Here is a 10,845-nt window from a genome sequence, read left to right as displayed (position 1 = left end):
CGGCCTGGCCGGCGAGCAGGCCGGGGCCGCTGGCGAGGTCGAGCACGCGCTGGCCGGGGGCGAGCGCGGCGGCCTCGAGCAGGGCTTCGGCGAGTTCGGCGCGCAGGTGGGCGCCTTCGGCGTAGCGCGCGGCGATGCGGTTGAAGCCGGCGCGCTCCATGGCCTTGAAGCGGCGGGCATCGAAGCCGGGTTGGGCGGGATCGGTGGGACGGCTCATCGGCGGCACTCCGTGTTCGGTCGGGTCAGGGGCGGGTATCGCCCAGCCCCGCATAGGCGAGCACCTCGTCCAGGTAGTCGTTCCAGCGCGAGAAGCCATGGTCGCCGCCTTCGAGCACGGTCTGGCGGGCACCAGCGTACTTGTCCACCGCGTGGCGGTAGTCGAGCACCTCGTCGCCGGTCTCCACCAGCAGCCAGAAGCGCTCCGGCCGGGTGATCGTCGGCACCTCGATCGCGCGCAGCTCGTCGATGTGGCCGCGGGTGAATTCGAAGCGCTCGCCGGTGTAGAGGTTGTCCTGCACGCCGACATAGGCCTCGAGCGAGAGCGGCGCGACCACGGCCGGATTGATCAGCACCGCGCGCAGGTCGTGGCGCTCGGCGAGCCAGGTGGCGTAGTAGCCACCGAGCGAGCTGCCGACCACGGTGGGCTCGAGGCCGGCGGCGCGGATGCGCGCGATCTCCGTTTCGGCGAGCGCGATCGCGGCGCGCGGCGACACCGGCAGCTGCGCGCACCAGAAGCGTTCGGCCAGGCCGCGCTCGACCATGCGTTCCTTCAGGGCGCGCGCCTTGATCGACGCCGGGGCGGAACGGAAGCCGTGCAGGTAGAGGATCATCGTGCTGCCTCGATCATGGCTCGGACCACTCGACCCAGCCGAAGTACCAGGTGGCGAGCACGAAGATGCCGAAGACGATGCGGTACCAGGCGAAGGCGACGAAGGTGTGGTTGGAGATGAACTTGATGAAGCTCTTCACCGCCCACATCGCGGCGACGAAGGAGGCGATGAAGCCGACCGCGAACACCGGCAGGTCTTCCACCCGCAGCAGCGCCCAGTTCTTGTACAGGTCGTAGGCGGTGGCGGCGAACATGGTCGGGATCGCCAGGAAGAAGGAGAACTCCGCCGCCGTCTTGCGCGACAGGCCGAAGATGACGCCGCCCATGATGGTCGCGCCCGAGCGCGAAGTGCCCGGGATCATCGCCAGCGCCTGGGCGAAGCCCACCTTGAGCGCGTCTGTCCAGCGCAGTTCATCCACCGAATTCAGGCGCGGGTGGTAGGCGCGCTTTTCCACGTAGAGGATGATCAGGCCGCCGACCACCAGCGCGGTGGCCACCGTGATCGGGTTGAACAGCAGGCCCTTGATGGTGGAGTGGAACATCAGCCCGAGCACCGCCGCGGGCAGGAAGCCGATGAACAGCAGCCCGACGAAGCGCTGCGCGCTCGGTTCGGTGGTGATCCCGCTCGCGACCTTGATCAGGCGCTCGCGATAGTCCCAGCACACGGCGAGGATGGCGGCGAGCTGGATGACGATCTTGAACACCTTGCTGGTGTCGTCGTTGTAGCCGAGCAGGTCGCCCAGGATGATGAGGTGGCCGGTGGAGGACACCGGGAGGAATTCGGTCAGGCCTTCGACGATGCCGAGGACGAGCGCGACGAGGAGGAGGGAGAGGTCCATGCGGCCGGGCTGGAAGTGGGGGAAGGGTGGAGGGATCGGAGGCCGGATTATAGCCGGCGGGATGTTGCACTGCGGGGTAGGTTTGCCCGCTCAGGTCGCCGTCATCGCTTCGAGGGTGGCGAGAAAAAGCAGGGCATGCTCGCGGTCGGTGCCGCACATCTCGGCGCCGGGGCGCAGGCTGGCGCACACCGCCGGCCGACGCGGGTCGCCGAACAGGCGGCAGTGCCCGGCCTCGTCGAGCTGCGCGCAGCGCACACCCGCGGGTTTGCCGTGCGGCATGCCGGGGATGGGCGAGGAGATCGAGGGCGCGATGCAGCAGGCGGCGCAGCCGGGGCGGCAGTCCATGCCTCAGCCTGCCCGTGGCGCCGACCACCAGGCGAGGATGGCGTCGAGCGTGGGTTCGAGCAGCACGCCCTCGCCGCCGGTGAATTCCTTCCACTCGGGGAGGAAGCGCTCGCCTACCGCCGTGAGCAGGGGTACGCCGGCCACGACCGTCTCGGCCATTTCGTCGCGCAGGCCGGCGCCCGACACTTCCTGCGCGCCGAACTTGTTGATGATGACCAGCTCGACGCCGCGCTCGATCGCGCCGCGCACCGCCATCGAGCCTTGCGCGAGCGCGTCCGGGTCGACCCGGCAGGAGATCGAGCCGCGGCCGAGCTCCTGCGACAGCGGGATGCTCTCGCCGGTCTCCAGGTTCTCGAGCTGCATCGCGCAGGGGTCCTCGATCACCGTGGCGATGTCGTGCTGCAGCACGCCGCCCAGGCGCACGCCACGCTCGCCCAGGGCGCGCGCGGCGCGGGCGAGCAGAGCCTCGATGTTGTCGGTGGGCTTGTAGACGACGGCGGCGATGGCGTGTGCGGGCATGGTCGGGCTCGGCGGGCGGCTCGTTCGTGGATGGGCCTCATTGTCGCACTGCGGCGCCAACAAGGCGAAGATGCGGGAGATAATGCGCGGCTCGACGAAGCCGAAACGGATCCATGAGGGCTGAACACAAGGGCGCGCGCCGCCCGTCCGCGCTGCCGAACTTCGATGACTGTCTGAGCGGCGACCGCCCGCGCCTGCGCCGCATGGCGCGCGACCTCTCCCACCCGTCACGCGCGGACGAGCGCGCCACGGCGCAGCGCCTGCGCCTGCGGGCGGACTTCGATGCCCTGCTCGAACGCTCGCGCGCCGCGCTGCGCGCACGCCGCGCCGCCTTGCCCGTGCCGGACTTCCCGCCCGAGCTGCCAGTGTCCGGGCGCCGCGACGAGATCGCCACGGCCCTCGCCGCCCACCAGGTCATCATCGTGTGCGGCGAGACCGGCTCGGGCAAGACCACCCAGCTGCCGAAGATCGCGATGACGCTCGGCCGCGGCGTCGCCGGCCTCATCGGCCACACCCAGCCGCGTCGCCTGGCCGCACGCGCCACCGCGAGCCGCATCGCGCAGGAGCTCAAGAGCCCGCTCGGCGAGGTCGTGGGCTACAAGATCCGCTTCACCGACAAGACCGGCGAGCGCAGCCACGTCAAGCTGATGACCGACGGCATTCTGCTCGCCGAGACCCAGACCGACCCGCTGCTCGCCGCCTACGACACGCTGATCATCGACGAGGCGCACGAGCGCAGCCTCAACATCGATTTCCTGCTCGGCTACCTGAAGACCCTGCTGCCACGCCGGCCGGATCTGAAGGTGGTGGTGACCTCGGCGACGCTGGATGCCGAGCGTTTCGCCCGGCACTTTGCCGATGCCGCGGGCAAGCCGGCGCCGGTGATCGAGGTGTCGGGCCGGTTGTATCCGATCGAGATGCGCTACCGGCCGGTGGAGAGCGAGGAGATTGACCCCGCCGCGGCCGCGCGCAGCGCCGCCAAGGGTGGCAGGGAGGCCGCCAAGGACAGGAGCCGCGACCTCATGGACGCGCTGGTCGATGCGGTCGACGAGGCCCAGCGCTGCGGCCCGGGTGACGTGCTGGTTTTCCTGCCCGGCGAGCGCGAGATCCGCGAGGCCGCCGAGGCGCTGCGCAAGGCGCACCACCTGCCCGGCACCGAGATCCTGCCGCTGTTCGCGCGCCAGTCGGCGCAGGAGCAAGCGCGCGTGTTCTCGGCCTCCAACGGCCGCCGGGTGGTGCTGTCGACCAACGTCGCCGAGACCTCGCTGACCGTGCCGGGCATCCGCTACGTGGTCGACACCGGACTCGCGCGCATCAAGCGCTACTCGCCGCGCAACAAGGTCGAGCAGCTGCAGGTCGAGAAGATCGCCCGGTCGGCCGCGCAGCAGCGCGCCGGGCGCTGCGGTCGTGTCATGGACGGCATCTGCATCCGCCTCTACGACGAGGACGACTTCAACCGCCGCCCGGCGCACACCGATCCCGAGATCCTGCGGTCGTCGCTCGCCGGCGTGATCCTGCGCATGAAGGCCCTGAAGCTCGGCGCGGTGGAGGACTTCCCCTTCATCGACGCGCCCGGCGCGCGCCTGATCGGCGACGGCTACGCGCTGCTGGCCGAGTTGGGCGCGGTCAGCGACGACGATGAACGCAAGCTCACCCCGACCGGCGTCGAGCTCGCCAAGCTGCCGCTCGACCCGCGCATCGGCCGCATGATCCTGGCCGCGCGCGACCGTGGCGCGCTCGCCGAGTTGCTGGTGATCGCCGCCGCGCTGTCGGTGCAGGACCCGCGCGAGCGCCCGCAGGACAGCCCGGGTGCCGCCGACCAGGCGCACGCCAGGTTCCGCGGCGGGGAGCAGGATCAGAAGTCCGAGTTCCTGTGGTACTGGCACCTGTGGAAGGCCTGGGACGAGGTCCAGCGCCACGAGTCCTCCAGCAAGCAGAAGGCCTGGTGCAAGAAGCACTTCCTCAACTACATGCGCATGCGCGAGTGGCGCGATGTGTTCGCCCAGCTCCACACCCTGTGCGCCGAGCACGGCTGGAAGGAGAACGAACAGCCGGCGAACTACGAGGCGATCCACAAGGCGCTGCTCGCCGGGCTGCTCGGCAACATCGGCTGCAAGGTCGAGGATGCCTCGGGGCCGCAGGCCGGCGCCTACCTCGGCGCGCGCGGGATCAAGTTCTGGCCGCACCCGGGCTCCGCGCTGGCGAAGAAGGCCGGAAAGTGGATCATGGCCGCCGAGCAGGTCGAGACCAGCCGCTTGTTCGGGCGCTGCATCGCGCGCATCGAGCCGGAGTGGGTGGAGGAGGTCGGCGGCCACCTGATCAAGCGCCAGGTGTTCGAGCCGCACTGGTCGAAGGCGTCCGGCGCGGTGCGCGCCTGGGAGCGCGGCACGCTGTACGGACTGGTGATCTATCCGCGCCGCGGCGTGGCCTATCGAGACATCGACCCCGCGCTGTGCCGCGAGCTCTTCATCCGCGAGGGCCTGGTGCAGGGCGAGATCGCCGAGGGGCCGGCGCGCGCGATGGCCTTCCTCGCCCATAACCAGCGCCTGGTGGCGGAGATCGAGCGCCTCGAGCACAAGTCGCGCCGCCCCGACGTGCTGGTGGACGAGACCCTGATCGAGGCCTTCTACGACAGCAAGCTCCCCGCGGAGGTCTGCGACCTGGCGGGGCTGGAGGCGTGGCGCAAGCCGGCGGAGAAGGCCGAGCCCAAGCTGCTGCATCTGTCGCGCGAGCAACTGATGCGCCACGACGCGGAAGGGGTGACCACCGACCGTTTCCCGCCGACGCTGGAGGTGCTCGGGCAGAAGTTGAAGCTCGCCTATCTGCACCAGCCTGGCGAGGCCGACGACGGCGTGACGCTCGCGGTGCCGCTGGCGATGCTCAACCAGATCCCCGCCAACCGCTGCGAGTGGCTGGTGCCGGGACTGCTCGAAGAGAAGGTTGCGGCGCTGATGAAGACCGTGCCGCAGAAGCACCGCCACCGCCTGCAGCCGGTGGCCGAGAGCGCGGCGGCCTTCATGGCGGTCTTCGAGGCCGGCGAGTTCGACACCGACGAGCCGCTGCTGAAGATGCTGCAACGCTTCGTGGAGGAGCGCGTGCAGTTGAAGCTGCCGCTGGAGAGCTTCCGCCCGGAGAACCTGAAGCCGCACTGCTTCATGAACTTCCGCGTGATCGACGAGCACGGCCGCTTGATGGGGCAGTCGCGCAACCTGATGGAGCTGCGTGCGCGCTTCCGCGAGCAGGTGGCGGCGCGCTTCTCGGCGGCGAAGATCGGCGGCGCGCTCGCGGGGGCGCTGTCGGTGGTGGGCGTCGGGGGCGCGGGTGGTGGCCAAGGCGTCGGTGCCGGCGGAGCGGGCGTCAGCGCGCGGGGGGCCGGATCCGACGCCGTTGCGGGCGAGGTCGCCGGCCGTGCGCGCTCCGGCGCGGATGCGCGTGATGCCGCGGCGGATGTGGGTGGCCGTGCCGGGGCGGGGCAGCCGGGGGGCAAAGGGAGCGGCAAGGCGGCGGGCGACCCGGCAGGCCGGAGCGCTGCGCCTGCCGAACTCCCGGCGCCGGTGCTGTCCGGCTTCACTGCGTGGACTTTCGGCGCCCTGCCCGAGTTGCTCGAGGTGCGCGTCGCCGGCCGTGAGGTGATCGGTTTTCCTGCGCTGCACGACGATGGCGACAGCGTCTCGTTACGCCCCCACGACACGCCCGAGGAGGCGTCGCGCGTGCATCGCCGCGGCCTCGCCCGCCTGTTCGCGCTCAACCTCAAGGATCAGGTGCGCGCGGTCGAGCGTCTGCCCGGCTTGCGCGAGCTCGCGCTGCAGTACATGGGCTTCGGCACCGAGGCCGAGCTGAAGGCGCGCCTGATCGAGGCGACGCTGGGCCGCTGCTGCCTGCTCGAGCCTTTGCCTACGGATGCCGACGCGTTCGCGAAGCGCTGCGCCGAGGCCAAGTCGCGGGTGAGCCTGGTTGCGCAGGAGTTCATGCGCCTGACCGGCCAGCTGCTGGTCGAGCATGCGGCGCTGCAGAAGCGCCTGTCCGGGCTGAAGACCTTTCCCGAGGTGGTGGCCGATATCCAGGGCCAGCTCGGTGCGCTGCTGCCGAAGGACTTCCTCGTCGCCTTCGAGTGGGACAAGCTGGCGCACTTCGCACGCTATCTCAAGGGTGCCGCGGTGCGGCTCGACAAACTCCGCAACAATCCGGCGCGCGACGCCCAGGCCATGGCGGAGTGGAAGCAGCTCGCCCAGGCCTGGGAGCGCGAGCGCCTCGCCCGCCGGCGCGCGGGCGTGGAAGATCCGGCGCTGGAAGAGTTCCGCTGGCTGCTGGAGGAGTTGCGCGTGGGCTTGTACGCGCAGGAGCTTAGGACGCCGATGCCGGTGTCGGTGAAGCGTCTGCAGAAGATCTGGGAGAGCCGGCCGCGCTGAGTCGCGCGACCGGCTCGGCCGGGCGTGCCGTCAGGGGAGTGAGGCCGCGCCCTGCGAACGGGGATGGAGCGGGGGGTGTTCAGCGCAGCGGGATCACCAGCGGCGGGATATCCACGCCGATGACCACGGCGGGCGAGCGGCTGTAGCTGTAAGAGCGGTAGGGGCGCTCGTAGTAGTGGTTGTGGATCTCCGCCTCGCGGTAGTAGCGCGGGCGTTCACGGATGATGACCTTCTCGCGATACACCGTGCGCTCGTCCCAGTGGCGGCGATGATCGTGCTTGTAGTGGTGCTTGTGGTGGCCCCAGCGCGGGCCGCGGTCGTCCCGGTCGGCGTAGGCGGCAGGCGCGGCAGCGGCGAGGACGCTGCCGCAGAGCAGGGCGGTGGCGATCTTGCGGGTCAGGGTCGTGTTCATGGTCTGCCTCGTTCGATTTCTTCGTTGCAGGGCAGGGCCCCGGTGATCCGGATACTAGGCGAGGCGGACGCCACGAGGCAGTCGCAGAGTGTAAGCGGGCTTTTGCAACCGCGCTCCCGACTTCCGGGCTTCTTCAGTGTCTTTGATTTTCCGGGTTTTCTTGTTAGACTGGCGAGCTTCCCTTGCTCCACCGGACCGCATGCCGGGGGGCTGCAACAACCAACCGCAAGGAGTTTGCATGCGACATTATGAAATCGTCTTCATCGTGCACCCGGACCAGTCCGAGCAGGTGCCGGCGATGGTCGAGCGCTACAAGTCCATCGTGACCACCCGCAACGGCCAGATCCACCGCCTGGAAGACTGGGGGCGCCGCCAGATGGCCTACCCGATCCAAAAGGTGCACAAGGCCCACTACGTGCTGATGAACATCGAGTGCGACGGCGAGACGCTGGCCGAACTCGAGCACTCGTTCAAGTTCAACGACGCCGTGCTGCGTCACCTCACCATCAAGATGAAGAAGGCCGTCACCACGCCTTCGCCGATGATGAAGGAAGAGAAGTCGCGCTCGATGAACATCGGTGCCGACGACGCCAAGCCGGCCGACAGCGAAGCCGCTGCCGCCTGAGTTGCCTGAGCCGGGTCTGAACGAACTGCGCCTCGATGCGCGCGTGGCCGAAGTGCTGCCGCTGCGTCGAACCCCTGCCGGAATACCGGTCGCCAGCTGTGTGCTGGCGCACGAATCGAAACAAGTCGAAGCGGGCCTGACCCGCGAGGTTTCGGTGGAAGTGCAGGCGGTGGCGCTGGGCGATCTGGCGGCGGTGCTGGCTGTGGCGGTTCCCGGGAGTGCGCTGCGCGCCACCGGATTCCTCGCCGCGAAGAGCCTGCGCAGCCGAACTCCGGTTCTGCACCTGAACACTATCGAATTTCTCGAAGGAAACTGAAAATGGCCTTCAAGCCCAAATCCAAGTTCAAGAAGAAGGACGATCGCGGCGGTCGTGGTCTGTTCAAGCGTCGCAAGTTCTGCCGCTTCACCGCGGAGAAGATCGAGGAAGTCGACTACAAGGATGTGGACATCCTCAAGGACTTCATCACCGAAAACGCCAAGATCATGCCGGCGCGCATCACCGGCACCAAGGCGGGTTACCAGCGTCAGCTGTCGGTCGCGGTCAAGCGCGCCCGCTTCCTGGCCCTGATGCCTTACACCGACCTGCACCAGTAAGAGGAGAACGAACCCATGCAGATCATTCTTCTCGAGAAAGTCGTGAACCTCGGTGGTCTCGGCGACGTCGTCAAGGTCAAGGACGGCTACGCCCGCAACTTCCTGATCCCGCAGGGCAAGGCGAAGCGCGCGACCCAGGCCAATCTGGCCGAGTTCGAAGCGCGTCGTGCCGAGCTCGAGCGCGTCCAGGCCGAAAAGCTGGCTGCGGCCCAGGAGCTGGCGGGCAAGCTCGAAGGCGTCAGCGTCGAAGTTGCTCGCAAGGCGGGCATGGACGGCCGTCTGTTCGGCTCGGTCGGCAATGCCGACATCTCCGAGGCGCTCGCCGCCAAGGGCTTCGACATCGAGCGTTCCGCCATCCGCATGCCGGACGGCCCGCTCAAGCAGGTCGGCGAGACCCAGCTCGAAGTGTCGCTGCACGCCGACGTGCTCGCGAACATCACCGTCGTGGTGGCTGCCGAGCAGTAATCGCGATCTGTACGTGCATCACGAAGAGGGCTGCCGCTGGCAGCCCTTTTTGTTTCCTGCGCCCCTGCGGCGCGTTCCCTTCGCCAACGTCTCGCGGTCCGGCTCGCTACAATGTGCGGTCCGGCCCCGATGGTGCATCCGATGAGTTCCGCGTCTTCCCGTTTCTCCGATTTCTCCGCCGATCCGCAGCTCGCGCAGATCAAGCTGCCGCCGCACTCGCTGGAGGCCGAGCAGTCGCTGATCGGCGGCATCCTGCTCGACAACCAGGCTTGGGAGCGTGTCGCCGACCTGGTGAACGAGGCCGATTTCTATCGCGACGACCACCGCCGCATCTATCGCCACATCACCAAGCTGATCGACCAGGGGCGACCGGCGGATGCGGTCACCGTGTTCGAGTCGCTGGAGAAGAACGGCGAGGCCGAGCAGGCCGGCGGTCTCGCCTACATCGCCGAGCTCGCCAACAACACGCCGTCGGCGGCGAACATCCGGCGCTACGCGGAGATCGTCCGCGAGCGCGCGATCCTGCGCAAGCTCGTGGCGGTGGGAGACGAGATCGCTGCCAGTGCGCTCAGTCCGTCGGGCAAGGACGCCAAGGCGCTGCTCGACGAGGCCGAGGCCAAGGTCTTCGAGATCGCCGAGGCCGGCGCGCGCCACGCCAGCGGTTTCGTCTCGATCCAGCCAATCCTCAAGCAGGTCGTGGATCGCGTGCAGGAACTCTACGATCGCGACAACCCCTCCGAGGTCACCGGCGTGCCGACCGGCCTGGTCGACCTCGACGAGAAGACCTCCGGCCTGCAGCCGTCCGACATGATCATCGTCGCCGGCCGTCCGGCGATGGGCAAGACCACCTTCGCGCTCAACCTTGCCGAGCACATCGCGATCGAGCAGCGCCTGCCGGTTGCGATCTTCTCGATGGAGATGCCGGGCACGCAGCTCGCGACTCGCTTCATCTCCTCGGTGGGTCGCATCGACATGCAGAAGATCCGCAGTGGACGCCTGACCGACGACGACTGGCAGCGTCTGACCATGGCGATGGGCAAGCTCTACGACGCGCCGCTCTACATCGACGAGACGCCCGGCCTCAACCCGATCGACCTGCGCGCCCGTGCGCGTCGCCTGGCGCGCCAGTGCGGCAGGCTCGGTCTGATCGTGATCGACTACCTGCAGCTGATGAGCGGCACGCGCGAGGGCGACAACCGTGCCTCCGAGCTGTCCGAGATCTCGCGTTCGGTAAAGTCGCTGGCCAAGGAGTTGAACGTGCCGATCATGGCGCTTTCCCAGCTCAACCGCAGCCTCGAGCAGCGTCCCAACAAGCGCCCGGTGATGTCCGATCTGCGCGAGTCCGGTGCCATCGAGCAGGACGCGGACATCATCATGTTCATCTATCGCGACGAGGTCTACAACCCCGATTCGCCCGACAAGGGGACGGCCGAACTGATCATCGGCAAGCATCGTAACGGTCCCACCGGCACCGTGCGCCTCACCTTCATCGGGGAGAATACGCGCTTCGAGAACTACGCCGCCGCCCCCGGCATGTACTGAGCCCTATCGCAGGATGGTCGCGATTTTGCGGTTTGCGCAGGAAGATCGGCGGTCGTCACCAAGCGATTGTTCCTGCGTCGGGCCCTGCGGGAGGCCCGTAGAGACGCTGGCGCCAGAGGTGTGTTGTGCTCGGTGATCGGTCCCGGGGTCCCGTCGGCGTTGCTCGCATGCTTCCATCGGAATCTTTGTTGTTTTTTCTTGACGTCAGGATTTGGTTGTCTATAATGCGCACCTCTTCCAGCGCAGCGGTGCTTGAGTTCAGGCGC

Annotated in this window: 11 protein-coding genes and 1 pseudogene; 6 read left to right on the top strand and 6 right to left on the bottom strand. The window is 68.4% G+C overall.

Annotation, left to right across the window (positions count from 1 at the left end; translation table 11 throughout):
- The 5 genes and pseudogenes from C665_RS15540 to C665_RS15520 all read right to left on the bottom strand — a co-directional run.
- Nucleotides 1-217, bottom strand: a pseudogene (locus C665_RS15540) (methyltransferase); the annotation flags it as partial.
- A gap of 25 nt (nt 218-242) precedes the next feature.
- Nucleotides 243-830, bottom strand: coding sequence for a YqiA/YcfP family alpha/beta fold hydrolase (locus tag C665_RS15535; RefSeq protein WP_004321682.1), 588 nt, complete (start codon nt 828-830; stop codon nt 243-245).
- Nucleotides 831-843: 13 nt separating this feature from the next.
- A complete protein-coding gene (locus tag C665_RS15530; protein ID WP_004321679.1) occupies nt 844-1,668 on the bottom strand; it encodes an undecaprenyl-diphosphate phosphatase in 825 nt (274 codons plus the stop codon).
- A gap of 90 nt (nt 1,669-1,758) precedes the next feature.
- Entirely contained in the window at nt 1,759-2,013 is a 255-nt protein-coding gene (locus C665_RS15525; protein ID WP_004321677.1) for a YkgJ family cysteine cluster protein, read from the bottom strand.
- A gap of 3 nt (nt 2,014-2,016) precedes the next feature.
- Complete coding sequence (locus tag C665_RS15520) at nt 2,017-2,532, bottom strand: DUF2478 domain-containing protein (protein ID WP_004321676.1); 516 nt, start codon at nt 2,530-2,532, stop codon at nt 2,017-2,019.
- 113 nt (nt 2,533-2,645) lie between these two features.
- Between C665_RS15520 and hrpA the strand changes: the two genes are divergently transcribed.
- Nucleotides 2,646-6,941 carry an ATP-dependent RNA helicase HrpA gene (hrpA, locus tag C665_RS15515; protein WP_004321673.1) on the top strand — a complete coding sequence of 1,432 codons (4,296 nt, stop codon included), beginning with the start codon at nt 2,646-2,648 and terminating at the stop codon, nt 6,939-6,941.
- Between the two features lie 79 nt (nt 6,942-7,020).
- Here the strand turns inward: hrpA and C665_RS15510 are convergent, their stop codons facing one another.
- The gene (locus tag C665_RS15510) at nt 7,021-7,353 is read right to left on the bottom strand and encodes a hypothetical protein (protein WP_004321671.1); all 333 of its coding nucleotides are present in this window, start codon (nt 7,351-7,353) and stop codon (nt 7,021-7,023) included.
- Between the two features lie 238 nt (nt 7,354-7,591).
- Here C665_RS15510 and rpsF point away from each other — a divergent pair, with 238 nt between their 5' ends.
- The 5 genes from rpsF (at nt 7,592) to dnaB (ending at nt 10,579) form a co-directional block, all read left to right on the top strand.
- Nucleotides 7,592-7,978, top strand: coding sequence for a 30S ribosomal protein S6 (gene rpsF / locus C665_RS15505; protein WP_004321668.1), 387 nt, complete (start codon nt 7,592-7,594; stop codon nt 7,976-7,978).
- Nucleotides 7,979-8,021: 43 nt separating this feature from the next.
- Entirely contained in the window at nt 8,022-8,294 is a 273-nt protein-coding gene (gene priB, locus C665_RS15500; protein ID WP_231570744.1) for a primosomal replication protein N, read from the top strand.
- A gap of 2 nt (nt 8,295-8,296) precedes the next feature.
- Complete coding sequence (gene rpsR, locus C665_RS15495) at nt 8,297-8,572, top strand: 30S ribosomal protein S18 (protein ID WP_002933051.1); 276 nt, start codon at nt 8,297-8,299, stop codon at nt 8,570-8,572.
- 15 nt (nt 8,573-8,587) lie between these two features.
- Nucleotides 8,588-9,037, top strand: a complete 450-nt coding sequence (rplI, locus tag C665_RS15490; RefSeq protein ID WP_004321663.1) for a 50S ribosomal protein L9 — start codon at nt 8,588-8,590, stop codon at nt 9,035-9,037.
- 141 nt (nt 9,038-9,178) lie between these two features.
- The gene (dnaB, locus tag C665_RS15485) at nt 9,179-10,579 is read left to right on the top strand and encodes a replicative DNA helicase (RefSeq protein ID WP_040829426.1); all 1,401 of its coding nucleotides are present in this window, start codon (nt 9,179-9,181) and stop codon (nt 10,577-10,579) included.
- Nucleotides 10,580-10,845 lie beyond the last annotated feature (266 nt).

This window comes from Thauera aminoaromatica S2 (genome assembly GCF_000310185.1).
In the GTDB taxonomy this organism is placed as follows: Bacteria; Pseudomonadota; Gammaproteobacteria; order Burkholderiales; family Rhodocyclaceae; genus Thauera; species Thauera aminoaromatica.
This window is presented reverse-complemented; position numbering and strand designations above follow the sequence as displayed.

Excerpts from the sequence above, each read along its gene's own strand:
- rplI (WP_004321663.1), top strand. The coding sequence starts at position 8,588 with ATGCAGATCATTCTTCTCGAGAAAGTCGTGAACCTCGGTGGTCTCGGC.
- C665_RS15510 (WP_004321671.1), bottom strand. The coding sequence starts at position 7,353 with ATGAACACGACCCTGACCCGCAAGATCGCCACCGCCCTGCTCTGCGGC.
- rpsF (WP_004321668.1), top strand. The coding sequence starts at position 7,592 with ATGCGACATTATGAAATCGTCTTCATCGTGCACCCGGACCAGTCCGAG.
- C665_RS15530 (WP_004321679.1), bottom strand. The coding sequence starts at position 1,668 with ATGGACCTCTCCCTCCTCCTCGTCGCGCTCGTCCTCGGCATCGTCGAA.
- dnaB (WP_040829426.1), top strand. The coding sequence starts at position 9,179 with ATGAGTTCCGCGTCTTCCCGTTTCTCCGATTTCTCCGCCGATCCGCAG.
- rpsR (WP_002933051.1), top strand. The coding sequence starts at position 8,297 with ATGGCCTTCAAGCCCAAATCCAAGTTCAAGAAGAAGGACGATCGCGGC.
- C665_RS15520 (WP_004321676.1), bottom strand. The coding sequence starts at position 2,532 with ATGCCCGCACACGCCATCGCCGCCGTCGTCTACAAGCCCACCGACAAC.
- C665_RS15535 (WP_004321682.1), bottom strand. The coding sequence starts at position 830 with ATGATCCTCTACCTGCACGGCTTCCGTTCCGCCCCGGCGTCGATCAAG.
- C665_RS15525 (WP_004321677.1), bottom strand. The coding sequence starts at position 2,013 with ATGGACTGCCGCCCCGGCTGCGCCGCCTGCTGCATCGCGCCCTCGATC.
- hrpA (WP_004321673.1), top strand. The coding sequence starts at position 2,646 with ATGAGGGCTGAACACAAGGGCGCGCGCCGCCCGTCCGCGCTGCCGAAC.